Origin of the sequence: Flavobacterium sp., from assembly GCF_027484945.1 — a bacterium.
Lineage (GTDB): Bacteria > Bacteroidota > Bacteroidia > Flavobacteriales > Flavobacteriaceae > Flavobacterium.
Map to the genome: position 1 here is coordinate 20,466 of NZ_JAIXRZ010000020.1, position 25,717 is coordinate 46,182.

Consider the following 25,717-nt stretch of genomic DNA (forward strand, 5'->3'; position numbering starts at 1 on the left):
AATTAAGGGTTAAGAGTTAATGAGGCGAAATACTGACTTCCGATCATCCCGGCACCTAATACTTGTTGGTATTCATTTCCTCCAATATTAGTAGCGCCTAATTTAATGATTGCCTTCAATTTTGGTAACGCGTAATTAATTTGTGCATCAATTACGGTTGCCTCATTGATATATCCATCTACAAACGTTGATTCCCAACGGTATCCTGTATTCCATCTTGCACTAAGATTGAAACCTAAGTTTCCAATTAATTTATCATTACTGATACTTGCTTTTACGCGGTGTTTAGGTGTATTGAAGCCGGCTTCAAAACCTGGATCTTTCCCTTGATCAAATTCAAACTGTGCATAATTATAGTTTGCAGATAATTCAAAGTTTTTAGGCAATCTATAGTTCAAACCTGCGCCAAACCCTAATGAACGTACCTCAACATCGGTATTTGTATATAATTGGAATACACGGGTATTTCCTGTTGCTAATGCATCTACAGATTGTGCACCGGTATCGGTTGGTCCACCCAAAATGTTTGGTGAATCTTGAGCTGTACCATACAATGGAGCAACAACATTTAAATTCCCAATAAAGTCATTATAGATATTGTAATACCCCGTTAAGTCGTAAGATAAATTCTTAATCTGACCACGGTAACCTAATTCAAAGGCTTTTACAGTTTCCGGTTTCACTAAATTGGCATTCGCTTTACGCAATAAAGCTGCAGCTGCAATTGGATCGGTACCTGCTAATGCCGCAAATTGCGATGCCGATTCAGCAGTATATGAATTATAATAAGCATTGTTACCATTAATAGTGGTTGATGTACCGCCTACAATTGCTTGACCTGAAGTTGAGGTTACCGGCAACGTTTCTGTAAAACGAATCAAGTTGTCGGGAGCAGATCCTAAAAGAACTGCACTTCCTACATTGAATCCGATGTATTGATCTTGTGTAGTTGGGTTACGGAAACCGGTTTGGAATGAACCTCGGAAGTTATGATTTTTCTGTTCACCCGCAGAATATACCATAGATAAACGTGGAGAAAAGTTTCCATCAAAGTTTTGCGATTTATCAAATCGGACTGAACCGGTAAATTTCAAACGGTCTTCCATGAATTTTTTCTGAACTTGGGTATACAAACCGTGTTCTCTGTATAAAATGTCACTTCCTTTATCGGTATAAATACGTCCTAAAGAGTTTAATTCATACATACGGAAAGAACCCCCTACTTGAATTTCAGCAAACTTAATCAAGTCTTTAAAATTATAGTTTGCATCCGAATGGTACAGTTTGGAGTCGTCAACTAATTTAGAACCTGTCAATACGTCTGAATCGGAAATCACGCGGTTGAAAGCCGCTTTAAACTCAGGAGTTCCTGGGATTAAACGTCCAGTGTCGGCAACATTACGAGCAGCAGCATGAGCTTGAGCAGGCGTAGCACCAGCCAATGTCGATTGAACATAAGCTCCCGCATACTGACCAAACCATGTAGCGTCTGATTTCCATTGACGGTTAACATTTAAACCGGTAAAAAGCATATCATAAGAATTTCCTCCATCTTCAGTGGTGAAATAGCCACGGATGAAAAAGTTTTTACCTTTAAATTCTAACTTATGCTGTTGCATAAAAAACCCATTCAAATAGTATCGGTTAGCTCCTTGATATACTGTATTTCCAAAACCGAATTTACTTTGCCAAATAATTTCGTTGTCATTAGCCCATGGCTTTAAATGCAATGAGAAATCTACTTTTGCATTTTTTACACGATTATCAGTCAAATCTACTTCGTTATAACCTGTACGGCTCACATTGTAATTTGGTAAAATTTGTTGAAAAGCAGTAAATTGTGTCGGAGTAATTACACCCGCATTCAACATTCCTGTGGCAACTCCTCGAAGATTGGTCGAAGCCTCATCCCCGTAAACATTTATACCATTATAATTGTGGAACGAACGATCCAAACCTACGTTATTTACAAGGTCTTTATCTCTGTAATCGGTAGCAAACCAATCGGTTCCTTTCATAAAAGAAAAATTCGCTTTTGCTGCAAAATGTTTTGAAAATGCATGAGCAACACGAACGCCATAATCCGCATAATCTCTAGATCCTGCCGCTTTTTGACTAGTTTGACCATATTTCACATAGGCAGAAATTCCTTGACTTGTAAACGGACTTTTACTGTTCATAAATAAAATACCGTTGAATGCGTTAGCTCCATACAAAGCCGAAGAAGCACCTGGTAGCAACTCAACACTTTGAACATCAATTTCAGAAATACCAATTAAGTTTCCTAAAACAAAGTTCAATAAAGGTGAAGAGTTATCCATTCCGTCAACTAATTGCATAAAACGGGTATTTGCAACGGTTGCAAAACCACGAGTGTTAATCGACTTAAACGACATACTACTAGTGTTCATATGCACCTCCTTCAAGTTTTCCAAACCATCATAATACGATGGAGAAGCCGATTTTTTAATGTCCTTAATCGTCATACGTTCAATCGTAACAGGCGATTCTTTGATTCGCTCTGGCGTACGTGAAGCCGAAACTACGATTTCATCCAGTCGGGTATCTTCACTTTGTAACACCACCTCAACTTTTTGTGAAGCTGAAGTAATCGCTACTTTTTGTGAAGCAAATCCAATACTGGAAATTTCTAATGAAAAGGGTGGAGTTTTAGAAACTTTCAATGTAAACTTTCCGTCAACATCAGAAATTGTTCCTGCAGACTCGCCGGCAACCTTAACGTTGGCACCGGGAACAGGTTGGTTTTTATTGTCTTTAACCGTACCTGAAATTGTTGATTGTGCCATACTCACTGCACAAAACAACAAAGTAACAAAAAGATGATAAATCTTCATTTGATAGTAATTTGTTGGTTTATGAGGGCAAAATACAACTATTTTTCAAAATATTATTTAAAGAACCTTAATTTTTCATTAACAAGGCCATTATACGAATTAAATATTTGTGTCTTTTGAGTAAATTATTCGAATCCCCTTAGCAAAAAAAATGCAAGACTTATGTCCTGCATTTTGTGTTTATTTGACAGTAGCCTATATAAAATGCACTTTGTTGCTCAGTATTATAGGGCTGATTTTATGTTAAATCATCGATTGTTTTTGCTACAAATCTTAAAGTTGAAATAGCACGAAATCCCTATCAAAATAAGACCAATTCCGCCTAATCCTGGCGAATCATCCAACTCGCCGCCAATTAAAGCCAAGGCCCCAACCACAGCAAGGATTATGGGAAATAGAAAATAAACTTTTTTCATTTACTCAAAATTAGTGATTATCTATTTCCAAAGAGAACGAATAAAGCCGTTACTCCACCGTAACTGATTTTGCCAGATTTCGAGGCTGATCCACATTACATCCGCGCATAACCGCAATATGATACGACAGCAATTGCAAAGGAATCGTGGTAATTAATGGAGATAATGCATCGGAAGTTTCGGGTATTTCGATAACGTGATCGGCCAACTCTTTTACTTGAATATCACCCTTGGTTACAATTGCAATGATCTTTCCACTTCGGGATTTAATTTCCTGAATATTACTCACTACCTTATCATAATGCCCTTGTTTGGGTGCAATTACAACGACTGGCATTTTTTCATCAATTAAAGCGATCGGCCCGTGCTTCATTTCTGCCGCTGGATAACCCTCTGCGTGGATATAAGAAATTTCTTTTAACTTCAATGCCCCTTCTAAAGCAACGGGGAAATTGTAACCGCGGCCTAGGTATAAACAATTGCTTGCATCTTTATAAATTGCAGCAATTTCTTTTGAAATGGCATTGGTTTGCAAGGCTTCGGCAACTTTTTCAGGAATCAATTCCAACTCTTGTAAGTACCGGAAGTAATCTGAATTGGATAGTGTTCCTTTTGCTTTAGCTAAACGCAACGCAATCATGGTTAAAACCGTAATTTGTGTGGTAAATGCTTTAGTTGATGCTACTCCAATTTCCGGACCGGCATGGGTATAAGCACCTCCGTTAGTTTCTCTCGAAATAGACGAACCAACCACATTACATACTCCAAATACAAAAGCTCCTTTTTGTTTAGCCAATTTAATAGCGGCCAAGGTATCTGCGGTTTCACCCGATTGTGAAATAGCAATCACCACATCTTTAGAGGTAATAATTGGATTGCGGTAACGAAACTCTGATGCGTATTCCACTTCAACCGGTATGCGTGCAAATTCCTCGATAACATACTCGGCAACCAAACCGGCATGCCAAGAGGTTCCACAAGCAATAATTAAAATTCGATCAGCATACAAGAACTTTTCGATATTGTCTTCAACCCCAGCCATTTGGATCAACCCAGTGGTCGCATGCAAGCGCCCACGGTAGGTGTCTTTTATTACATTTGGCTGTTCGTAGATTTCTTTCAACATAAAATGATCGTAGCCTCCTTTTTCAATTTGCTCCAAATTCATTTGCAATTCTTGAACATAAGGATCAACCAAAGAATCGTCTTTAATTTTTCGGATTTTCAATGGTTTATGCAATCGAACAATTGCCATTTCTTCATCCTCTAAATAAATAGCATTCGATGTGTATTCAATAAATGGAGAAGCATCAGAAGCAATAAAATATTCATTTTCACCCACTCCAATCGCTAATGGACTTCCCAAACGCGCTACAACAATTTCATCGGGTTTATTTTTATCAAATACACAAATCGCATAAGCACCTACTACTTGATTTAGTGCAACTTGAACAGCTTTGCCTAACTTCAATCCGTCTTTTTTCTGAACATCTTCAATCAAATTCACCAATACTTCAGTATCGGTATCTGATTTAAAAGTATAGCCCCGGTTGATTAGTTCTTTTTTTAAAGGTTCGTAGTTTTCTATAATACCGTTATGAATAATTGCTAAGTTCCCCGAATTGGATAAATGCGGGTGTGAATTCACATCATTGGGCACACCATGCGTCGCCCAACGGGTATGACCCATTCCGATAGTTCCGTTGGTAGAAATTTCATTGTTGGCGCGTTCTTCAAGGTCAGAAACCTTACCTTTTGTTTTTGATACTTTCAAATCAACGCCGTCATAAAGCATAACGCCCGCACTGTCATATCCTCTATATTCAAGACGCTTTAATCCCTTAATAACAATGGGATAAGCTGCTCTATGTCCAATATATCCTACGATTCCACACATAATCTATTTTTTTAGTCAGGTTTGGTATAGTAAACTTGTAATTTCATTCGCTTTGAATCCGGCACGTTTGGATTTGACCCAAAAAGAATGGTTCCTAACGGATTCACAATTGCCATAGCAGGCGAAAATTTATATTGTTTGGTTCCAATTGTAAAAGGCGTTTGCAAATAACCCCGATTCACACTATTTATATTTTCGGTAACAACCAAGCCTAGACGAACATTTGTTGAATCTTTAGTGATCAAATTTCGAAAATGATTCGTTATTCGAACCTTATAATAGTCCCCACGGCTATCCGACCCTTTAACTAAAATTCCACCATGAATAAACTTATTGTATTTAGTTTCAACAGCAGTAGAAAGATCATTGTAATAATCAATTACAGGGCGGTTATTGTCTAAATCATACAATAGTATTCGATTGGGTTCAACAGCAGTAGCCATTGCCGTTTTATCAATATAAAACACCAGATTTGCCTCATTAATTAACCATTTTTTACCATCACTTGGGTTGCGCAATTGATCCAATTCATCTGGTATTCCGTTGGGCGTATTTACGAGTGCACCACTAGAATTATATTGAATATTATCGGTCGGGTTAAACAAATCAATGACTCCCATAGATCCCTTACCTCCTTTTAACTGAATGCGCTCATCGCCAACAACCATATTGGGTGTCGTTACCGGATTTATATAATCGGTGTCAAAAAAATTGACCGTGCGTCCTGTCAAATTCAACACGATTTTTTTGCTCACTTTTTTGATTGATGGGTCATTAACACTATTGTCATAAGCCGTTTGATTGGTATAATCCTTGTAAATAATAGTAATTTTCCCACGAGCAGTATTTAACCGTGCTAATACACCTTGATTTTCAGCGCCTACTGCCGCTTCAGCTTTAAAATAAAGTCCTCTAAAATAATTTTTAAATGTATTATTATTTAAAAATACACCCGCAGGAGCATTAAAAATTTTATTTTGAAAAAAGGACTTATTCAAGTTTAAGAAAATTCCAGGCGCTATTGTTTCTTTAACCGTTCCGCTTGGCTTCTTAATTTTTATGGGTTGCGCACTAAATACAAACTGATCGTTTTGACTGTAGTCTGTTGTTGTAGGCGTATTTACATTCGTGTTGTCGTCATTCAATCGAAGTGAACTATTCACAAGCGCCCCTTCAAATTGAGCTTGTTGACTTGAATAATAGCGTTGCGCTTGTTGAAGATTGGTTGCAGGATCAAAATCTTGTATAAAATAACCCGACTCATAAACGCCTAACTTGATTTTTGGTGAAACCACGTCTTTTTTATATTGTGGTAACAATGAATCGATTCGATAAATAGGTTCCCCCGTTCCAGCCTCTACATCGGTTACAGGAGCAAAATAAGGAATATGTAAATATACTGAATCAATAAGGTCGGGAGCAAAAAATTTTGGATTGTTATTTTCTAATTGTAGCTGTGTTACAAGACTTGCTTTTGTTTTCCCAAAAACAGGACTATTATAATAGCCAAGCGAATTGATCGGCAAATCATTGGTTTGTACATCTCCAGTACTTTTATTGAAGGCAACGACATCAAAGGTTGTTTTATTCAAACCAAAGTGTTCATCACCAACAATTTCACCACCAACATTGGAAAAGTCTTTATCACATGACACGAGTGCCATCGCAAAAACAACAAAAAGTGAATACACTAATTTACGTAAATTCATAAATCCAAAATTATAACATTTCTTTGTAGAAAGCAGTATATGCTTGCGCAAACGCTTCTTTAGGGATGAAAGGTAGAAAAGGTTTCCCTGATGATTCTATAATTTTTGTTAAACCTTCATCCAAATTTTCTGAACCAACAATAACCGCATCAGAATGAGCTACCGCCACTTTCATCCAATTTTCATAATTTGGATCAGCCAAAGGGCTAACCGCATCGTGTGGGATACTATCAAACTTTACTTTATCAAGAGCTTTTACGTCGAGCAAACCTTCAAAACCAGTATTGTAGACCGATGTTACAATTTTGGTTTCCGAAAATAATGCTTCATGCTTGTAATAATGCTTCATATACACCGGCAACATGGACGCCAACCACCCATGAACATGAATAATATCGGGAACCCAATTTAATTTTTTTACCGTTTCAATAACTCCTTTTGCAAAGAATATCGCGCGCTCATCATTATCTGGATACAACACCCCTTCTTCATCTGTAAAAGTCGCTTTGCGCTTAAAGTATTCCTCATTATCAATAAAGTAAACTTGAATGCGCTCTTTTGGAATAGACGCTACTTTTATAATTAGAGGCATATCTACATCATTGACAACCATATTCATTCCCGATAAACGAATCACTTCATGCAATTGATGTCTGCGTTCATTAATATTGCCATAGCGCGGCATAAAAATACGTATCTGACCCCCTTGATCATTAATCATTTTGGGCACATCATACGACATTAATGAAACTTCATTTTCAGCCAAATAAGGTACCACTTCAGATGATACATATAATATCCTCTTGTCTTCCATAGGGTTGATAATTATTGGTTTTGGTTTTACTGTTGTTTAAAAAACATGCAAAACTACAAAATTTTATGGAGATTTTAACTAAACATAGTAAGTTTGTACCCTACACTTTAATTGATTTTAATGTTGGTTTTTGATAAAAAAGCAGCCCTTAGGGCACATTTAGACACATTACACGCGCCAAATCAAACAATAGGATTTGTACCAACGATGGGCGCTTTACACGACGGACACCTCTCATTGTTGCAAAATGCAATTCAAAACAATACGATTACAGTGGTTAGCATCTTTGTCAATCCAACGCAATTCAACAATTCTGAAGATTTACTTAAATACCCCAGAACTTTAGCGTCTGACCTAAAAAAAATTCAATCTTTATCCAACTCGATTCTTGTTTACACTCCCACTGTAGACGATGTTTATGATGGAATCCCTGAATCATCTGCTTTCTCATTTGATGGTTTGGAGCATCAAATGGAAGGTAAATTTCGCCCAGGACATTTTGACGGTGTAGGGACTGTGGTAAAAAAATTATTCGAAATCATTCAACCTCAAACCGCTTACTTTGGCGAGAAAGATTTTCAACAATTACAGATCATTAAAAAACTGGTTGAAAAAGAAAAGTTACCGATCACCATCGTTGGCTGTCCCATTTACCGAGAAACGAATGGACTCGCGATGAGTTCGCGAAATGAACGCTTAGACCCAATTACACGAGAAAAAGCAGGTTTTATCTACGCGTCACTTCAAAAAATCAAAACCCTTTTTCATAGCCACAGCATCCCCGAACTGAAAGCAATTATTGAAGCTGATTTTCAGAAGCAATCGTTGTTCCAACTTGAATATTTTGAGATTGCAGAAGAAACAACTTTAGAAAGTGCTGAATCAAAAAAAGCAGATCACACCTACCGCGCTTTTATTGCTGTTATCGTAAACAATGTCCGACTTATTGACACAATTTCATTAAATTAATTATACCTTTGCACCATGCAAATTCAAGTAGTTAAATCTAAAATACACCGTGTAAAAGTTACGGGAGCCGATTTGAATTACATCGGCAGCATCACTATTGACGAAGCTTTAATGGACGCTTCCAATTTAATTGAAGGCGAAAAAGTAGCGATTGTCAATATTAACAATGGCGAACGTTTTGAAACCTATGTGATTAAAGGAAGTCGTAATTCTGGTGAAATCACACTAAATGGACCTGCAGCCCGTAAAGTACACGCTGGCGACATCATCATTATTATTTCCTATGCTTTAATGCCTTTTGAAGAGGCTAAATCATTTAAACCTTGGTTGGTTTTCCCCGATGAAAATACCAATTTATTGAAATAATTGCGTTTGAAAAAATCGGTTAAAAATTTACTGCTCTTATTTATACCGTTGCTTATTGGGTGTGGTATTATTTTTTACCAATTTTCTTCACTAACTGAAAATGAACTCAACAACATTGAAAAAAGTTTATTACACGCCAACTATTTTTATATTTTTCTTTCGTTACTTGTTGCTTTATTAAGTCATTGGTCTCGTGCCTTTCGCTGTAAATTTGCCCTTGAACATTTGGGCTATACCACAAAAATAAGCACCAATTTTCTTGCGGTTTGTGTTTCCTATTTAGTAAATTTAACGATCCCCCGCTCTGGTGAATTTACCCGTGCAGCATTACTTAAAAAATACGAAAACGTACCCTTTGACAAAGCCTTTGGAACCATTGTAGCTGAACGAATAGTCGATCTTGCGCTGTTTTTACTCTTTGTGATATTGGGAGTTTTGTTACAATTTGATAAATTACATCAATTTTTAATCGATCAACAGGTATCGCTAAAAACCATTGCTTTTGCAAGCATCGGGATAGTACTTTGTGGAATCTTATTTCTTTTAATTTGGATTTATGCCGAATGGTCGATTATTCGAAAATTAAAACATAAATTGTCCGGCTTAACCGAAGGGATACTGAGTGTATGGCATATGGAGAAAAAATGGCGCTATATTTTTCATTCCATGCTCATTTGGTTATGTTATCTAGTCATGTTTTACATTCCTATTTTTGCTTTACCCGAGACTGAAAAAATTGGATTTGACATTGTGATTATGGGCTTTATTTTTGGGAGTTTGGCCATCGGTTTTACCAATGGAGGTATTGGTGCCTTCCCTTTTTCGATTGCATTGATTTTTGGACAATACGGAATCCCTGAAGAAACAAGCGTAGCATTTGGATGGTTGGCGTGGACTTCACAAACCTTGCTAACCCTTTTTCTTGGGTTGATTGGCTATCTACTTTTGCCGCTACAAAGTAGAAAATAATTGGTATATTGGTGGTCGTTAAATACAAAAAAAACAACCCGATTACGAATATGAAAAAAACACTTCTGATTTTAGCACTTGCCCTAAGTCTAAACGGATTGAGTCAAACTACTAAAGATAGTATATTCTCGAGCAAACTAAATACCTACCGCCATTTATCAGTCGCTTTACCCCCTTCGTATGAGCAAGATAAAAAACGTACCTATCCTTTACTTTTAGTGCTTGACGGCGACTACTTGTTTGACCCGTTTTTGGGCACGTTAAAATACGGTTACTATTGGGATGATTTGCCTGAGGTTATTCTTGTGGGACTAAACCACAGCAACGATAGAGAACGGGATGAAGAATGCCAAGCCGATGAAACCACCGGCTTACCTACAGGTATGGGCGAATCATTTTTCGAATTTTTAGGAGGCGAATTACTCCCTTATCTTCAGAAAAATTTTCGAATCTCCCCTTTCAAAATTGTAGCGGGTCATGATGTAACCGCTGGATTTATGAATTTTTACCTCTACAAAGACAATCCGCTTTTTAAGGCCTATATTTCCTTGAGTCCGGTTATGACAAAGGATATGGAAACGCATATTGCTGAGCGTTTGGCTACTTTTACTAACAATATGTTTTACTATGTTGCTTCAGCAGATGGCGATGTTAAAACCATTAAAAATAAAGTGGCCCAATTAGACACCAATATAAAAGCGGCTAATAGTGCTACCCTCAGTTACCGTTATGATGATTTTAAAGGATGTTCGCATTATTCGCTTGTACCTTATGCGATTCCGAGTGCTTTATATCACTTTTTTTCCGCCTATCAACCCATATCAATGAATGAATTTCAAGAAAAAATTGTCACTCTCCCTTCGGGATATGTTGATTATTTAAAAAACCGGTATGAACTAGCCGATAAAGCTTTGGGTATGAAAATGAAAATACGCGTGAATGATTTCAAAGCTATTGAAGCGGCTATCATTAAAAACAAAGCGTTCAATGAACTGGAACAATTGGCGCAACTGTCGCGTACTACCTATCCAAAGGCGATGTTGAGCGACTATCATATGGCGCGATTCTATGAAAACAATGGCGATTTAAGAATGGCATTAAAACATTATCAAAACGCTTACCAACTTCAGGAAATTGGCGACCTTACGAAAGAAATGATATTGGGTAAAATGGATGAACTCGGACCTCAAGTAAAGAAAAAATAAGTCTCCACCAAGTACAGCAATGGCTAAATTAAAAACTTCTTTTTTTTGTCAAAATTGTGGCAATCAATATGCCAAATGGCAAGGGCAATGCAATGCCTGTAAAGAATGGAATACAATTGTTGAAGAAATTATTCAGAAAGAGGAAAAAGTGGCTTGGAAATCGAGCGTTGAAGTTAAAAAAGCCACTAAACCCTTAAAAATTAAAGAAATTGATTCAACTCAAGAAATTCGATTAAATACTGGCGATGGTGAGCTCAATCGGGTGTTGGGTGGTGGAATTGTTCCCGGTTCTGTGGTATTATTAGGGGGTGAGCCCGGCATTGGAAAAAGTACACTTTTACTTCAATTATCCTTAATGCTTCCCTATAAAACGCTTTATGTTTCAGGCGAGGAAAGTCAGAAACAGATAAAAATGCGCGCCGAACGCATCAATCCTAATAACGAGAGTTGTTTTATTTTAACCGAAACCAAAACACAAAATATCTTTCGGCAAATTCAGGAAGTCGAACCAGAAATTTTAATCATCGATTCGATTCAAACCCTTCATACCGACTTCATTGAATCTACAGCTGGAAGTATCTCTCAAATACGAGAATGTACGGCAGAACTCATCAAATTTGCCAAAGAAACCAATATTCCCGTTATTTTAATCGGACATATTACGAAAGATGGCAATATAGCAGGGCCAAAAATTCTTGAACACATGGTGGACACTGTACTTCAATTTGAAGGTGACCGTAATCATGTGTACCGTATTCTTCGCGCCTTAAAAAACCGTTTTGGCTCTACCGCCGAATTAGGAATATATGAAATGCAAGGCACAGGCCTTCGGGAAGTTTCAAATCCTTCAGAAATTTTAATTTCACATCGCGAAGAAGAACTCTCCGGAACAGCAATTGCAGCAACTTTGGAAGGAATGCGCCCATTAATGATTGAAATCCAAGCTTTAGTTTCTACCGCAGTTTATGGCACACCCCAGCGCAGTACAACGGGCTATAATGCCAAACGCTTAAATATGATTTTAGCAGTTTTAGAAAAACGGGCTGGGTTTCGTTTAGGTACTAAAGATGTTTTTCTCAATGTTACTGGGGGAATATCTGTTGATGATCCCGCAATTGATTTGGCAGTTGTAGGGGCTATTTTATCCTCTAATGAAGACATTGCCGTAGGAAAAGAAGTGTGTTTTGCAGGCGAAGTCGGTTTATCAGGAGAAATTCGTCCAGTAAACCGCATTGAACAACGTATTCAAGAAGCCGAAAAATTAGGTTTTACAACAATATTTGTGTCCAAATACAACAAAATTACGGCCTCAAATACACGAATTCGAATCGTAATGGTTTCCAAAATTGAAGAAGTGGTTAGCGAATTATTTGGATGAGACGAATCGCAATTTCCCCGAAAAAGATTAAAATTTTCGTGATTAGTTTACTATCCTTTTTAGTTATTGGGAGTATACTTCTTTTTATTTTTCGTAATGTACTACTGGATCAAGTAATTGAAAAGGCAGTCATTAAAATGCAACGGGATTACCAATGTAATTTAGTAATTAAGGAAGCCCAATTTGAAGGTTTAGATCATATTTATATGAAAGCCATAAGCCTTAAACCAATGCAAGGGGATACAATTGTAACTATTGGGGAACTTAAAACAGGATTTAATTTTTGGAAAATACTAACGGGCACCCTCCAAGTAACGGATTTAAGTATTAACCGCGGTTATATTCAATGGGTGAAAACTGCTGAGGGCAGTAATTTTGATGCATTTTTAAAGTCTAAAAAAGAAGCTGGTGGCACAAAAAAAGCAACGGATTATGCCGATTTTGTTAACCGTTTAACCACTCGTTTTTTAAATTTAATTCCAACTCAAATGCAGGTCGAAGGATTTGCTTTAAAAGTAAACGATAAAGGACATCAAACACAACTTGATTTTACCCAATTGACGCTAAATAATAACCAATTAGAATCCCAAATTAAAGTAGCTGAAAACAACAAAACCCAATGGTGGCGTCTCGCCGGGTTTGCCGATCCTCGAAACCGGAAAACCGATTTGCTATTTAAAAACCTGCATCATGATACGGTGCAACTCCCGTTTATCCAACATCAATTTCATTTAAAAACGGCATTCAAATCGGCGCGCTTTCAATTGAAAAATTTAGGAATGGAGCAAGGTGAATTTCATGCAAACGGAATGGCTTCAATCCACAAATTAATTATAAACCATCCAAAGATTGCCTCCAAAGACGTAGCAATTCAACAAGCTCAGGTCGATTTTCATTGGATTTTAGGCGAACGTCAAATTCAATTGGATTCCAATTCACAAATAACACTCGGAAAACTTAAATGCAGGCCCTATTTATTGTATGCCCAAGAAAAAGGCAAAACGATTGCCCTGCAATTGAAAATCCCAAAAACAAAAGCACAAGATTTTATTACTGCTTTACCTAAAGGATTGTTTTCCCATTTTGAAGGGATGCAAGCCTCGGGAAATTTCAGCTACCAATTAGATTTTAAATTTAACGAACAACAGCCAAACGATCTGGTTTTTGAAAGTAAGTTGCAACCAGAAAATTTAAAAATTACCCATTATGGAGCAGCAGATTTACGAAAAATAAATAGCGGATTTATCTACCGTGCAATAGAAAACGGAATTGCACAACGGCCAATAATTGTTGGTCCTGAAAATTTAATGTACACGCCGCTTTCTGCAATTTCTCCTTACCTGCAAAAATGTGTTTTAACAAGCGAAGATCCATCGTTTATGCATCACAGCGGATTTATATCGGAAGCTTTTAAACAATCCATTGCAAAAAATATTCGAACCAAAAAGTTTGCACGGGGCGCCAGTACGATTAGCATGCAGTTGGTAAAAAATGTTTTTCTAACTCGGGAGAAAACCCTTTCCCGAAAATTGGAAGAAATTTTACTGGTTTATATTTTAGAAAAACAACGTATCGCTACAAAAGAGCGAATGTTGGAAGTGTATTTCAATATCATCGAATGGGGTCCAAATGTATATGGTATTGGAGAAGCAGCCCAGTATTATTTTCAAAAAAAACCAGAGGCGCTTACTTTTAAAGAAAGTTTGTATTTGGCAACCATTATTCCCAAACCCAAAGGTTTTATGTACCGATTTGATTCGGATCGGAAAGAGAAAAAATTTGCTTTGCAACAACAAAATTTTTTAACCCAGCTCATGCTTCGAAGAAAATGGATAACCCCAGAGGACACTTTAGGTTACAGTCAACCCCTACAACTCACTGGCGAAGCTTTAAGTCGACTAAAAACAAAGGTCGCTGACACGATTCAAAGCGAGCCATTACTTGACGAATTTATCGAGTTTTAATTATACGAAATACAGTTATTTCACGTTTTGTTAAAAATAAAAAATCATGAAAATTTCATTGTTAATTGCGCTTACTTTAGTTGTTTTTGGGCAATCTTGCGAAAACGATCAGGACCTAAGTGAATTCTATGATTTTCCAGAAACTCATCAATGGCAAAAATCAGATCCAAAAACATTTACTTTTACAATAGAAAATGCAGGCACTTTTAACGGTGTGCTTATGGGAAGTTTTGTGTATGGCTCACAGTTTTCAAAACTACCGCTTGCGCTGACCGTATCAAATGAAGAGAAAACTGAAAAACAACCCCTTACATTTTTAATAAAAAATGCCAAAGGCGAAGAATGCGGCGACTGTACTGGCGATGTATGCGATGTAAAACAAACCGTATTTACTGCTAAACATTTTGACCCCGGAACCTACACGTTTACCTTGGAAAATACTTTTGAATATCCCTATTTTCCGAATATTATTGCGCTTGGAATGGAACTTGAACGTGTAAAATAAAGTTGTAAATCCTCCTACGTTTGATGAAAAAAATCGTTCTGCTACTTATTGGATTTTTGTTTTTGAGCGTTGTACAAATTAAAAATCCGATTGAAAAATTCATGAAACCGGTAACCAATCCGGAAGAAGTCTCGCGGAATTTGGCAACAATCAATGGTTGGAATTCAACTACCAAACCTATAATTAAAAACAAAATTACCCCAACTAGTGACTGGGAGTTGCTGTATTGCTATAAATCAGGTTGGCATGAAAACACGCCCAATCAACGGTTTGATATTTCAGAATTATATACCGGAATACCGGGTAATCGCATTTCGGGTGCTACGTTATTAAATTGGGTAAAAGCACACCATCAAGATGATATTATCTACAGTGACAATCCATACCGTTTTAATTTGCTATCGATAGAACGGAACGACCCCTATAATGGAAAATGGGTGGTCTATAGTTTGCACGAAAACCGTATTAATCTTTGTTACATACATAGTTATCCCAACGGCAATCAATCGAGTTGGTTACATAAAACGGAGTACATTTTTCAATTAAAATAATTTAAATAATAGGATCATGCAAGAACAACTTTTGCGTAAGCTAAAATTCAAAGCAATACCAAAAATTTGGATATTTATTCTTCCCTTGAGCTTAATGGGGCAAAAACCATTGTTTACGACCGCTAAAACAAACGGGGCAACCGTTTATTTTAATGGAGCCCAACTTCAACAGGGGGCACAACTTAATTTACCCGTAGGGTGTAGTGAAATAGTGATTAAAAATGTTGCCGATTTTATTAACGAAAATACCTTACAGATCAAAGCACCTAAGTCGGTTACGGTTATGTCGGCACAGTTTACCAAAAATTACATCTCCGAATTTGAAATTGACGAAAGTAATCCAACGATTAAAAAAGTGCGGGACAGTATCGAACTCGTTCAAAAAGAAATCAAAAAAATTCAAATTCTAAGACATACCAACCAACAAACAATTGGCTTATTGGATAGCAACAAACAAGTAGTTGGGGCTAATTCGGGTTTGAATGCTGCCGAATTGATTAAAATAGTAGACTATTACAAAAGCAAACGTATTGAACTCGACAACCAAATTGAGGCTTATAACGAGAAAGAAATAAAGCTTAATGAAACATTGGCTAATTTGAGTGCGCGCTTACAATTGAAAACCGCCAAAGAAGAAAAAATGTCAAAAGGAAAATTAGTGCTGCAAATACAGAATGAAGTTGCAGGTAATGTAGCCCTCAATTTCTCCTACATTACCAATGCTGCGGGTTGGAAACCAATGTATGATTTACGCGCCAACAGCATAAAAGATCCTATTCAATTGATGTACAAAGCCCAAGTTTGGCAAACCACAGGCATCGATTGGAAAAAAATCAAATTAAGTTTGTCTAGTGGTAGTCCGAATCAAAACAACGAAGCTCCTTTGCAAAGTGCCTGGTTTTTAAGATTTCGCGAATATCGTGAAGGCGATTTGGATAAGGGTTATGCTGCGCCTATTGCTTTAAATGCTGCACCCCTCAACACATATGAAAATAAATATAAATATGCAGACACGGTAGCGCAAAAGGAAGATACGGTTGTTTCGGGCATTGATGACTATATTCAAATCACTGAATCCCAACTCAATGTAACCTTTGATATTGATCTGTTATATGATGTCTTGTCTAATGGAAAAATGCACAGTGTATCGTTAAAAGAACTACAAATTCCCGCTACGTACAAATTTTACTGTGCGCCACGATTAGAAAAAGAAGCATACCTATTGGCTAAAATTGACAACTACGGTCAATATAATTTACTGCCAGGAGAAGCCAATATAGTCTTCGAAGATATGAATGTTGGGAAAACCTTTATTAATCCAGAGCAAACCGGTGATACCTTGAGTTTGAGTATGGGAAGGGATAAAAAGATTTCGATCAAGCGGGAGAAAGTTGTAGATCAATCGGGCACCAAGTTTTTGTCTGCATACAAAGAGCAAACCTTTACCTATGATATTACGATTCGCAATAATAAAAAAGAAGCTATTCAATTAACACTAAAAGACCAATATCCACTAAGTTCTGACAAAGAAATTAGTATCGAACTTTTGGAAGACGGTAAGGCATCGGTAAATCCTGAAACTGGATTTATGACTTGGGATTTGAAATTGGACCCCAATGAGTCCAAAACCATTCGAATTAGTTACAAGGTGCGTTATCCGAAAGATAAAAGTATCGATAATTTATAAATTCTTTGAAAAACGCTTCGATAAATTCATGATAATCCCGAGTTTCCTCGGGATTTATTATTTGTATTGCAAGGGTAATGACTTTTTTGTAATTTGGACCAAATTAAAACACGTATGAAAAAGCTTTACACACTTCTTGTATTGGGCAGTTGTTATTTATCTATGGCCCAAACCATTGCACTACAAACTGTAGTAACCGGTTTGAGTAGTGCCGTTGAAATTACCCACTGCGGTGATAATCGATTATTTATTGTTCAAAAAGGAGGATTGATTCGAATTGTTCAAAACAATACTATTGTAACTACCCCTTTTCTAAATGTTTCATCACTTACGGTTAATAGTGGCGAACAAGGTTTATTAGGCTTAGCCTTTCACCCCAACTATGCTACTAACGGTCAATTTTTCATCAATTATACGAACCTCTCGGGAGATACTGTAATTGCCCGATATACTGTGAGCAGTTCCGATCCCAATGTGGCCAATCCAACCGGAACAATATTAATGACTATAGATCAACCGTATTCCAATCATAACGGAGGGTCATTAAAATTTGGACCTGATGGTTTCCTTTACATTGGTATGGGAGATGGCGGTAGTGCTGGAGATCCACAAAATTATGCACAAAACATGACTGTTAATGCAACAACCCCTTCGCGAATTTATTTGGGTAAAATGTTGCGTCTAGATGTGAATACCACTGTGGGTTCGTTAAACTATGGCTACCCACCAACCAATCCATTTGTAAACCAAAGTGGCAAACAAGAAATCTGGGCATTGGGATTACGAAACCCCTGGAAATTTTCATTTAACCGCTTAAATGGTGATCTATGGATAGCCGATGTAGGACAAAATCAAGTAGAAGAAATTAACCGTATTCAAGCACCTTTATCGAATGCTGGATTGAATTTCGGTTGGAAATGTTTTGAAGGATCTGTGGTTTACTCGACTTGTTCCAATACAACCGGAATGATAGCTCCTTTTGCAGAGTATACCCATGCCGCTACTGGAGGCTGCTCAATTACTGGAGGTTACGTATATACGGGTTCTGTTTATCCGAATATGCTTAATAAATATTTCTTTGCTGATTATTGCCAAAACCGTATGGGGATTTTAAACATTACTACGGGCGCTATTACCTATACTCCTTTTTTTAACGGAAATAACAGCTTCACATCATTTGGAGAGGATGTAAACGGCGAATTGTATATTACAGGCGGTAATTCGCTACTTCGCATCACGGATTCATCTATGGGCACTTCCCAATTCAATCAAATTGGCTTAACGTTTGCACCCAATCCTAGCAAAGGAAAAATAAATATTCAAAACCCACAGCTTTTATCAATAAGTCGTGTAGAATTACATGATATCACGGGCAAAAAAATGGCTGAGTTTCAACCGGAAATTTCTAACATAATTGAACTTAATACTGAGGGGATTCGTCCAGGAATTTATTTTCTACAAATTGAAAATAACGGCAATCGTTATACCGAGAAAATTATTTTTGAATAATTAAAAATGCCCTTCCAGTTGGAAGGGCATTTTTTTTGTATTTAAAGGGCTACTTCTCACCCATTTTTCGTTCCAATTCAGCCTGAAACTCTTCCATAACGGGCTTGACCGTACTTTCGGGTAAATCGGCAATGCGGATATACATTAATCCATCGACCGCATTATTAAATAACGGATCTACATTAAACGCAATTACACGTGCATTTTGTTTGATGTATTTTTTTATTAAAACGGGGAGTCGTAAGTTTCCTGGTTCTATTTCATCAATAATTTTATCAAACTTATTCAAATCGGCTTCGGCTTCATTAAAAACAAAATCCTTGTCGGCATCTTTCAATTTCACCTTGTACGCTCTTTTGGGATGAACATATTGTGCCACATAAGGATCATAATAATGCGACTTCATAAATTCAATCATCAACGATTTGGAGAACTCGGTAAATTGATTGCTGATACTTACCCCACCAATTAAATATTTATGTTCCGGATGACGCAATGTTGTGTGAACAATACCTTTCCATAATAAAAATAAAGGCATTGGCTTTTGTTGGTATTCTTTAATAATGAAAGCGCGTCCCATTTCAATAGACTGCGTCATCATAGTATTCAATTCAGGTTCGAATCGGAATAAATCGTTCAAATAAAAACCTTCAATTCCGTATTGGGAAAAAATTGCTTTGCCTAAGCCCATTCGATAAGCTCCTGCAATTTGTTGCGTTTCTTCATCCCAAAGGAACATATGCTGGTAGTACATGTCAAATTTATCCAAATCCAACGATTCGTTAGTGCCTTCGCCCACTTCACGGAAGGTTATCTCACGTAAGCGACCAATCTCATGGAGGATATTGGGTATCTTATCGGCTGAAACCAAAAACACTTCATAGTTTTTACTTTGCAACAAACGCGAATCCTCTTTACGTAACGCTACGATTTCTTCTAGAATTTTATCATGATTGGCCGGATGCGCAATTTGCTTGACATTCTTAGAAGGCTTTGTGCTCTGCAACGCTTGAAACTTACTTGCTTCATCAAACGAATTGGCCAACATGTAGGTTTTTCGTCGTAAAAATTCACTGTACTCTTCAATACGCTCGTGCTCATTTTGCTCGTTTACCGAAATGGGTTTACCGATACGCACTTTAATCGTACGATCTTTCTGGGTAAGCAACTCAGATGGCAACTTAGCGGTACGCATAGTATCGCTAATTTTAGACAACAAATAAAACAATTTACTGTTTTGCGCGTGAAAATATATGGGAACTACTGGAACTTGGGCTTTTCGAATCACTTTTATTGCCCCTTCTTCCCATGCCTTATCCACCACCAATTTACCGTCTTTGTAGGTCGAAACTTCTCCTGCAGGAAACATCCCCAACGGCTTTCCATCACTTAAATGACGTAATGTTTCTTTAATTCCTACGACACTCGACTTGGCGTTTTTGTGATTTTCAAACGGATTGACCGGCATAATGTAGGGCTTCATCGGTTCGATGCGATGCAACAAAAAATTAGCAATAATCTTGAAGTTCGGTTCGCGTTCCAACATTAACTTCAATAATAAGATCCCATCAATCCCACCTAAAGGATGGTTTGAAATGGTAATGTAAGCCCCGTCTTTGGGTAAGCGCTTTAAGTCTTCTTCAGGGATTTCAAAGCGTATTTGGAATTCGTCCAAAATAGCATTTAAAAACTCCAGCTCATTTAAGTGCTTATTGCGATCATAGATTTTGTTCAGCGTAGAGATTTTGAGGGTTTTCATCAATAACCAGCCTGCAAAAGTACCGAATACACCATACTTGTCTGCTTTAATTGCCTTGGCTACTTCTTTCGCTGCGACTAAACCCATTTACTTCTGCTATTGTGTATCTAATGAAAAAAACAAAGATAGCAATTCTTAGCAATAGCGATTTTATATTTTCTCCTTTTTCCCCAAAAAAAGGTTAAACATTTATTATAATTTTTCGATATAACTCCTGCATTTCATACTAAATCTGTATTTTTGAACAAATGTCATTGGAAGCCTATTGCTCCCTGAATTTTATCATACCCATGAAAATTATTTCTTACAACGTAAACGGAATTCGTGCGGCTATTACCAAAGGATTTCTCGACTGGCTGCAGCAAGCCAATCCCGATGTAATCTGCCTTCAAGAAATTAAAGCTACAGAAGATCAAATTCCGACCGATGCCATCACTGCTGCCGGATATCCTTACCAATACTATTAAAAAAAAAAAAAAAAAGGATATAGTGGTGTAGCGATTTTATCTAAAATTCAACCCGACAATGTCGTTTTTGGAACAGGTATAGACCATATGGATTTTGAAGGGCGAAATTTGCGTGCCGACTTTGGAGCGATTTCAGTAATGAGTTTGTATTTGCCCTCCGGAACCAATAGTGATCGATTGGACCATAAGTTTAAATATATGGACGACTTTCAAGTGTATATCAATGAACTCAAAAAAAGTATTCCGAATCTAATTATTTGTGGGGATTATAACATTTGCCACGAAGCAATTGATATTCACGATCCAATACGAAATGCAACTGTCTCTGGCTTTTTACCCGAAGAACGGGCTTGGCTAGCGGGCTTCATTAAATCGGGTTTTATTGATAGTTTTCGGCATTTTAATAAAGAACCCCACCACTACAGTTGGTGGAGTTATCGCGCCAATGCCCGTAACAACAATAAAGGGTGGCGAATCGATTATAACCTCGTGAGTGAATCCCTTAGAGCGCAATTGCAGCGCGCGGTTATATTGCCCGAGGCAAAACACTCTGACCATTGCCCAATTGTTGTCGAAATAAACGAAATTGTATAACCTCCCCCAATATAACTAAACGATTATGATCAAAAAAGCAACCTTAGGATTAGCATTATTAACGCTGTCAACTTCCTGCGTATCTAAAAAGATTTATACCGAATTGGAAAACAAATACGCCGATTTGAAAAAAGAAAACCGTCAATTATCCGACGAAAATGAAAACTTACAAAAAGCAAAAGGCCAACTTGAAATGGATGGCGCGAAGCTAAAAACCGATTACGACAAATTAAAATCGGATCGTGATAAACTTCAGGCTGAACTTGTCGCTTCTGAAAAAAATTTAAAAAACCTTCAAGCTGCCTATTCGGCTTTGGAAAAAGACAGTAATGACGCATTAAGTAGTAATATTAGCAAGAATCGCGAACTCTTGGCACAATTAGAAGCCAAAGAAAAAACAATCGCAGCCGAGCAAGAGCGTTTGAATAAATTGCGCGGAGAATTGGAAGCTAGCTCCAAACGTCTTAATGAATTGGAAGCCTATATTGCAGCGAAAGATGCGAATATGAAAAAACTAAAAGAGAATTTATCCAAAGCCTTAAATGCATTTGAAGGCAAAGGATTAACCATTGAACAAAAAAACGGAAAAGTCTATGTGTCTATGGAAAACAAATTGTTGTTCCAAACCGGAAGTTGGGCTGTTGGTGTTGAAGGTAAAAAAGCAGTGGTGGAATTGGGTAAAGTTTTAGCTCAAAATCCGGATATTTCTATATTAATTGAAGGTCATACGGACGATGATAAAATTTTAGGAACAATTGGTGGTGGTGTCGAAAACAACTGGGATTTATCGACCAAGCGCGCTACAGCTATCGTGAATATTTTGTCAGAAAATAAAGACATCAACCGTCAAAGTTTAACTGCTGCGGGCCGCGGAGAATATGCACCTCTTATGGCTAACACTACAGCAGAAGGGAAAGCGAAAAACCGACGTATTGAAATTATCTTAACCCCAAAATTGGACGAGATTACCAAAATGTTGGATGAATTGTAAATGACAGCAATGACCTACTCCTATTTGCCTCATACCGATTTGCGCGTAAGCCGCATTTGTTTGGGCACTATGACTTTTGGCAATCAAAATACTGAAGCTGAAGCCCATGATCAATTGGATTATGCAGTGGAACGTGGAATTAATTTTATCGATACTGCCGAAATGTACCCTATTGGCGGAAATGCCCAAATTTTTGGTAGTACCGAACGATTCATTGGATCTTGGTTAAAAAAAATTGGAAGTACCAAACGGGAGAAGCTAGTCATCGCTACAAAAATTGCCGGACCGAATCGCGGAATGGAATATATTCGGCAACCGTTGGATTTTTCGAAAAAAAGCATACACGAAGCGGTAGATTTAAGTTTGAAAAATCTGCAAACCGATACAATTGACTTATACCAAACCCATTGGCCTGAGCGCGTAATGAATATGTTTGGTAAACGCGGATTAACCGAATTTGACCCCCATTGGCAAGATACTATTTTGGAAGTGCTACAGGTTTTTGACGGATTAATTAAAGTGGGGAAAATCAAGCATATTGGCGTTTCCAATGAAAATCCATTTGGCGTGATGCGTTTTTTGCAAGAAAGTGAGCGTCATGGTTTGCCACGTATTGTAACGATTCAAAATCCGTATTCACTTTTAAACCGCTTGTTTGAAGTCGGTTTGAGCGAATTATGCTATCGTGAAGGTGTGGGCTTATTGGCCTATTCGCCTTTGGCTTTCGGATTTTTATCAGGCAAATACCTCAACGGATATCCCGAAAATTCTCGGATGAAGTTATTCCCCAATTTTACCCGGTATACCAATCAAAATTGTTTTACTGCAACGCGCATGTATAAAGAATTAGCGGAAGCCAATGGATTGACCTTAGTACAAATGGCAGAGGCGTTTGTGCACCGACAATCGTTTGTAACCTCAACAATCGTTGGAGCTACAAGTTTAGCGCAATTAAAAGAAAATCTCGATGCCTTTGCTACGGAACTCACCGATGAAGTTATCGCAGGCATTCAAAAAATACAAGAGTTACATCCGAACCCGGCACCTTAATAAAACAAAAACCTGACGATGATGTCAGGTTTTTTTGTTAATCTTCTTCCGCTATTCGGGTTTTAAAAGTCTCCCAGCTTTTGGGACTTAACATTTGCTTATTTTCAAGTTTTTTACCTTTCAAATAACTCAAAATATATCGGGCGCGGTCCTCGGATTCAGGATGAGTAGAGATCCAACCAAACCCTTCGGGCATATCGCTCTTTTGCGCCAATTGATACATAAAATCAGCCATGGGTTTAGGATTAATCTTGGCTTTCAATAGATAATCAACCGCTGTTAAATCGGCTTCTTTTTCTAGAGCACGATCGTAGGCCGTTGAGGAAAGTGTTTTCAAAATCTCTCGGATTAATGTACCATTACCCCCTGTAGCCGACAATAAAACGGAAAGTCCGATTTCCTTCGACAACTTTTGCATCACATGGTTTTTACGGATGTGCGCAATTTCATGTCCTAATACCGCTTGCAAAGCTTCTTGTTTTTTGCAGTCTTTAATTAACCCTGTGAAAACCACCAAATGATTGTTTGGCATGGCAAAAGCGTTGACTTGACTATTTTCAACCAAATGAAGTCGGATTGAATCTTTAGGAATATCATTGGCTTCTAGAATGGGAGTAATTAATGAATCCAAGGTTTTTTGAAGGGTATCATTGTAGATAATAACTTCACTTTCTTCGACTTGTTTCCAAAGTACATCTCCGAGTTTATTCGCCGTATTTAATTTCGTTTGACGAATATTAAATGCCTTGATAAAGTCGATTTGAGATAACCCAAAAAAAAGTCCGAAAAACACGGCAATAAGGAGTATTCCTTGAATGATAATTTTATTGATTGGTTGCATCGGGTTTACAGATTAAATTTGTTAATGGACCAAAAAACCACAGCTCGACATGCTTCCCTTTTCGGGTATTTATTGCCAAATAAATAGTAGAAATAAACTCTGTAATATTAAACAGAATCACCGTAAATAAATAGGCAAAATAGGACCCTGAAATGGGGTAATTATAGAAAATGATATCGATAGTCCACCAAAAGCCAAAACTGTTCATACACAAAAGTCCGGCTTGGGAAAACAAGGCTTGTGTGCAGTGCCAACGAACAAAATACGTTCCTTTGCGGTTGGCCATAAAAAAGAAAAACGTTGCAATTAAATTGATAATTGGTAACGGCAACCCGGCAACGAGCGCAACCAAAGACATCAAATAACTATTCGATGCTTTTTCAGCCTCGTGTTCTGAGGGTTTGTAAGGAAAATTGAGGTTGTAAATCATAGTTTTTTAAATATATTCCAAATCCAATTAGCAAGAATCAAGCCAATGAAAAGAAATGCAATGGGTCGTTTTCGAATAAGGGTCTCTCCATTTTGATACCATTGAAAAAATCCCGATTTTCGGGTGATTGCATCATATCCTACCCAAACGGGAACGATAAAAAGCACCAATGCCATGAGGTAACTCAGTGGGTTAGTAACCAAAGCTTTGTGAAATTCAGCTTGGACTAAATGTTTCATCGCCCGGGTAGTCCCACATGACGGACAAGGGTAACCGGTAGCATTTTTGAAAAGACACCAACTAATACCGGTTTCCGGATTCCTGTAAAAACTATATAAAAAATAAAACAAACCCGAAATGGTGCCAATCATTACAATGGTGTACAACCGATTTCGGGTCATTTTTTATGCTCTTAGTATAAAGCGTTATGGAATTTTTCCATATTTTTTTCACGAGTTACTCCCATGATTAAGAACCAGTCCACAATGTTCCAAATTCCTAACCCACCACAAGTTAACAGTTTTGCAATACCCAATCCTGTATCGCCAATATAAAAACGGTCAATACCTAATCCTCCTGCAAATAATGAGATGATTAAACTCGTGGTTGGGTCTTTAAATTGGGTCATTTGAATCATCGCCCATTTTGACTCGTCTAAATTTAATAAGCGCTCGCGAATTGCGGGTAATTGATGCGCTTCAAAAAATTTTGAGTTCGCCATCATGAACATGTCTACTTTTTGTGAATCCATAATTTTGGTTTTAGATTGATTATTGATATTGGTTATCGGC

Annotated in this window: 22 protein-coding genes and 1 pseudogene; 13 read left to right on the forward strand and 10 right to left on the reverse strand. The window is 37.4% G+C overall.

Annotation, left to right across the window (positions count from 1 at the left end):
* Nucleotides 1-2 precede the first annotated feature (2 nt).
* The 5 genes from Q0039_RS03075 to Q0039_RS03095 form a co-directional block, all read right to left on the reverse strand.
* Complete coding sequence (locus Q0039_RS03075) at nucleotides 3-2,855, reverse strand: TonB-dependent receptor (RefSeq protein WP_297508894.1); 2,853 nt, start codon at nucleotides 2,853-2,855, stop codon at nucleotides 3-5.
* A 248-nt stretch (nucleotides 2,856-3,103) separates the two neighbouring features.
* Nucleotides 3,104-3,271 (reverse strand): hypothetical protein, encoded by a 168-nt coding sequence (locus tag Q0039_RS03080; RefSeq protein ID WP_297508897.1) that lies wholly within the window; start codon nucleotides 3,269-3,271, stop codon nucleotides 3,104-3,106.
* A gap of 49 nt (nucleotides 3,272-3,320) precedes the next feature.
* Nucleotides 3,321-5,168 carry a glutamine--fructose-6-phosphate transaminase (isomerizing) gene (glmS, locus tag Q0039_RS03085; RefSeq protein WP_297508900.1) on the reverse strand — a complete coding sequence of 616 codons (1,848 nt, stop codon included), beginning with the start codon at nucleotides 5,166-5,168 and terminating at the stop codon, nucleotides 3,321-3,323.
* Nucleotides 5,169-5,179: 11 nt separating this feature from the next.
* A complete protein-coding gene (locus Q0039_RS03090; protein WP_297508903.1) occupies nucleotides 5,180-6,877 on the reverse strand; it encodes a DUF4270 domain-containing protein in 1,698 nt (565 codons plus the stop codon).
* A 10-nt stretch (nucleotides 6,878-6,887) separates the two neighbouring features.
* Nucleotides 6,888-7,691 carry a glycogen/starch synthase gene (locus tag Q0039_RS03095; protein WP_297508906.1) on the reverse strand — a complete coding sequence of 268 codons (804 nt, stop codon included), beginning with the start codon at nucleotides 7,689-7,691 and terminating at the stop codon, nucleotides 6,888-6,890.
* A 120-nt stretch (nucleotides 7,692-7,811) separates the two neighbouring features.
* Here Q0039_RS03095 and panC point away from each other — a divergent pair, with 120 nt between their 5' ends.
* The 10 genes from panC to Q0039_RS03145 all read left to right on the forward strand — a co-directional run bounded on the left by panC (nucleotide 7,812) and on the right by Q0039_RS03145 (nucleotide 18,794).
* On the forward strand, nucleotides 7,812-8,660 hold the full coding sequence (gene panC / locus Q0039_RS03100) for a pantoate--beta-alanine ligase (protein WP_297508909.1): 849 nt from the start codon (nucleotides 7,812-7,814) through the stop codon (nucleotides 8,658-8,660).
* A 15-nt stretch (nucleotides 8,661-8,675) separates the two neighbouring features.
* Nucleotides 8,676-9,026, forward strand: a complete 351-nt coding sequence (gene panD / locus Q0039_RS03105; protein WP_297508912.1) for an aspartate 1-decarboxylase — start codon at nucleotides 8,676-8,678, stop codon at nucleotides 9,024-9,026.
* Nucleotides 9,027-9,032: 6 nt separating this feature from the next.
* Nucleotides 9,033-9,995 (forward strand): lysylphosphatidylglycerol synthase transmembrane domain-containing protein, encoded by a 963-nt coding sequence (locus Q0039_RS03110; RefSeq protein ID WP_297508915.1) that lies wholly within the window; start codon nucleotides 9,033-9,035, stop codon nucleotides 9,993-9,995.
* Between the two features lie 50 nt (nucleotides 9,996-10,045).
* Entirely contained in the window at nucleotides 10,046-11,200 is a 1,155-nt protein-coding gene (locus Q0039_RS03115) for an alpha/beta hydrolase-fold protein (protein WP_297508918.1), read from the forward strand.
* 19 nt (nucleotides 11,201-11,219) lie between these two features.
* Nucleotides 11,220-12,578 (forward strand): DNA repair protein RadA, encoded by a 1,359-nt coding sequence (gene radA, locus Q0039_RS03120; RefSeq protein ID WP_297508921.1) that lies wholly within the window; start codon nucleotides 11,220-11,222, stop codon nucleotides 12,576-12,578.
* A 38-nt stretch (nucleotides 12,579-12,616) separates the two neighbouring features.
* Nucleotides 12,617-14,542 (forward strand): biosynthetic peptidoglycan transglycosylase, encoded by a 1,926-nt coding sequence (locus Q0039_RS03125; protein WP_297508924.1) that lies wholly within the window; start codon nucleotides 12,617-12,619, stop codon nucleotides 14,540-14,542.
* Nucleotides 14,543-14,588: 46 nt separating this feature from the next.
* Nucleotides 14,589-15,047: a hypothetical protein gene (locus tag Q0039_RS03130; RefSeq protein WP_297508927.1), complete on the forward strand. Its 459-nt coding sequence runs from the start codon at nucleotides 14,589-14,591 to the stop codon at nucleotides 15,045-15,047.
* A 23-nt stretch (nucleotides 15,048-15,070) separates the two neighbouring features.
* The gene (locus Q0039_RS03135; protein WP_297508930.1) at nucleotides 15,071-15,598 is read left to right on the forward strand and encodes a hypothetical protein; all 528 of its coding nucleotides are present in this window, start codon (nucleotides 15,071-15,073) and stop codon (nucleotides 15,596-15,598) included.
* Nucleotides 15,599-15,614: 16 nt separating this feature from the next.
* A complete protein-coding gene (locus Q0039_RS03140; protein WP_297508932.1) occupies nucleotides 15,615-17,285 on the forward strand; it encodes a DUF4139 domain-containing protein in 1,671 nt (556 codons plus the stop codon).
* A 114-nt stretch (nucleotides 17,286-17,399) separates the two neighbouring features.
* The gene (locus tag Q0039_RS03145) at nucleotides 17,400-18,794 is read left to right on the forward strand and encodes a PQQ-dependent sugar dehydrogenase (protein ID WP_297508936.1); all 1,395 of its coding nucleotides are present in this window, start codon (nucleotides 17,400-17,402) and stop codon (nucleotides 18,792-18,794) included.
* Between the two features lie 49 nt (nucleotides 18,795-18,843).
* Here the strand turns inward: Q0039_RS03145 and Q0039_RS03150 are convergent, their stop codons facing one another.
* Nucleotides 18,844-20,640, reverse strand: a complete 1,797-nt coding sequence (locus Q0039_RS03150; RefSeq protein ID WP_297508938.1) for a lysophospholipid acyltransferase family protein — start codon at nucleotides 20,638-20,640, stop codon at nucleotides 18,844-18,846.
* 203 nt (nucleotides 20,641-20,843) lie between these two features.
* Here Q0039_RS03150 and Q0039_RS03155 point away from each other — a divergent pair.
* The 3 genes and pseudogenes from Q0039_RS03155 to Q0039_RS03165 all read left to right on the forward strand — a co-directional run bounded on the left by Q0039_RS03155 (nucleotide 20,844) and on the right by Q0039_RS03165 (nucleotide 23,655).
* Nucleotides 20,844-21,614: pseudogene (locus Q0039_RS03155) on the forward strand (exodeoxyribonuclease III).
* Between the two features lie 25 nt (nucleotides 21,615-21,639).
* Nucleotides 21,640-22,605 carry an OmpA family protein gene (locus Q0039_RS03160; protein ID WP_297508941.1) on the forward strand — a complete coding sequence of 322 codons (966 nt, stop codon included), beginning with the start codon at nucleotides 21,640-21,642 and terminating at the stop codon, nucleotides 22,603-22,605.
* 9 nt (nucleotides 22,606-22,614) lie between these two features.
* Nucleotides 22,615-23,655: an aldo/keto reductase gene (locus tag Q0039_RS03165; protein ID WP_297508944.1), complete on the forward strand. Its 1,041-nt coding sequence runs from the start codon at nucleotides 22,615-22,617 to the stop codon at nucleotides 23,653-23,655.
* Between the two features lie 37 nt (nucleotides 23,656-23,692).
* Here Q0039_RS03165 and Q0039_RS03170 read toward each other — a convergent pair whose 3' ends face one another.
* From Q0039_RS03170 to Q0039_RS03185, 4 genes are read right to left on the reverse strand one after another with little or no spacing between them, the layout of a single operon-like run.
* Nucleotides 23,693-24,496: a M48 family metallopeptidase gene (locus Q0039_RS03170; RefSeq protein WP_297508948.1), complete on the reverse strand. Its 804-nt coding sequence runs from the start codon at nucleotides 24,494-24,496 to the stop codon at nucleotides 23,693-23,695.
* On the reverse strand, nucleotides 24,480-24,926 hold the full coding sequence (locus Q0039_RS03175) for a hypothetical protein (protein WP_297508951.1): 447 nt from the start codon (nucleotides 24,924-24,926) through the stop codon (nucleotides 24,480-24,482). Before Q0039_RS03175 ends, Q0039_RS03170 begins: the two co-directional genes overlap by 17 nt.
* Nucleotides 24,923-25,327, reverse strand: a complete 405-nt coding sequence (locus tag Q0039_RS03180) for a DUF2752 domain-containing protein (protein ID WP_297508954.1) — start codon at nucleotides 25,325-25,327, stop codon at nucleotides 24,923-24,925. The genes Q0039_RS03175 and Q0039_RS03180 overlap by 4 nt, the downstream gene beginning before the upstream one ends.
* Nucleotides 25,328-25,338: 11 nt before the next feature.
* The gene (locus Q0039_RS03185) at nucleotides 25,339-25,677 is read right to left on the reverse strand and encodes a TM2 domain-containing protein (RefSeq protein WP_297508957.1); all 339 of its coding nucleotides are present in this window, start codon (nucleotides 25,675-25,677) and stop codon (nucleotides 25,339-25,341) included.
* Between the last annotated feature and the right edge of the window lie 40 nt (nucleotides 25,678-25,717).

Excerpts from the sequence above, each read along its gene's own strand:
- Q0039_RS03075 (WP_297508894.1), bottom strand. The coding sequence starts at position 2,855 with ATGAAGATTTATCATCTTTTTGTTACTTTGTTGTTTTGTGCAGTGAGT.
- Q0039_RS03080 (WP_297508897.1), bottom strand. The coding sequence starts at position 3,271 with ATGAAAAAAGTTTATTTTCTATTTCCCATAATCCTTGCTGTGGTTGGG.
- glmS (WP_297508900.1), bottom strand. The coding sequence starts at position 5,168 with ATGTGTGGAATCGTAGGATATATTGGACATAGAGCAGCTTATCCCATT.
- Q0039_RS03090 (WP_297508903.1), bottom strand. The coding sequence starts at position 6,877 with ATGAATTTACGTAAATTAGTGTATTCACTTTTTGTTGTTTTTGCGATG.
- Q0039_RS03095 (WP_297508906.1), bottom strand. The coding sequence starts at position 7,691 with ATGGAAGACAAGAGGATATTATATGTATCATCTGAAGTGGTACCTTAT.
- panC (WP_297508909.1), top strand. The coding sequence starts at position 7,812 with ATGTTGGTTTTTGATAAAAAAGCAGCCCTTAGGGCACATTTAGACACA.
- panD (WP_297508912.1), top strand. The coding sequence starts at position 8,676 with ATGCAAATTCAAGTAGTTAAATCTAAAATACACCGTGTAAAAGTTACG.
- Q0039_RS03115 (WP_297508918.1), top strand. The coding sequence starts at position 10,046 with ATGAAAAAAACACTTCTGATTTTAGCACTTGCCCTAAGTCTAAACGGA.
- radA (WP_297508921.1), top strand. The coding sequence starts at position 11,220 with ATGGCTAAATTAAAAACTTCTTTTTTTTGTCAAAATTGTGGCAATCAA.
- Q0039_RS03130 (WP_297508927.1), top strand. The coding sequence starts at position 14,589 with ATGAAAATTTCATTGTTAATTGCGCTTACTTTAGTTGTTTTTGGGCAA.
- Q0039_RS03135 (WP_297508930.1), top strand. The coding sequence starts at position 15,071 with ATGAAAAAAATCGTTCTGCTACTTATTGGATTTTTGTTTTTGAGCGTT.
- Q0039_RS03140 (WP_297508932.1), top strand. The coding sequence starts at position 15,615 with ATGCAAGAACAACTTTTGCGTAAGCTAAAATTCAAAGCAATACCAAAA.
- Q0039_RS03145 (WP_297508936.1), top strand. The coding sequence starts at position 17,400 with ATGAAAAAGCTTTACACACTTCTTGTATTGGGCAGTTGTTATTTATCT.
- Q0039_RS03150 (WP_297508938.1), bottom strand. The coding sequence starts at position 20,640 with ATGGGTTTAGTCGCAGCGAAAGAAGTAGCCAAGGCAATTAAAGCAGAC.
- Q0039_RS03160 (WP_297508941.1), top strand. The coding sequence starts at position 21,640 with ATGATCAAAAAAGCAACCTTAGGATTAGCATTATTAACGCTGTCAACT.
- Q0039_RS03165 (WP_297508944.1), top strand. The coding sequence starts at position 22,615 with ATGACCTACTCCTATTTGCCTCATACCGATTTGCGCGTAAGCCGCATT.
- Q0039_RS03170 (WP_297508948.1), bottom strand. The coding sequence starts at position 24,496 with ATGCAACCAATCAATAAAATTATCATTCAAGGAATACTCCTTATTGCC.
- Q0039_RS03175 (WP_297508951.1), bottom strand. The coding sequence starts at position 24,926 with ATGATTTACAACCTCAATTTTCCTTACAAACCCTCAGAACACGAGGCT.
- Q0039_RS03180 (WP_297508954.1), bottom strand. The coding sequence starts at position 25,327 with ATGACCCGAAATCGGTTGTACACCATTGTAATGATTGGCACCATTTCG.
- Q0039_RS03185 (WP_297508957.1), bottom strand. The coding sequence starts at position 25,677 with ATGGATTCACAAAAAGTAGACATGTTCATGATGGCGAACTCAAAATTT.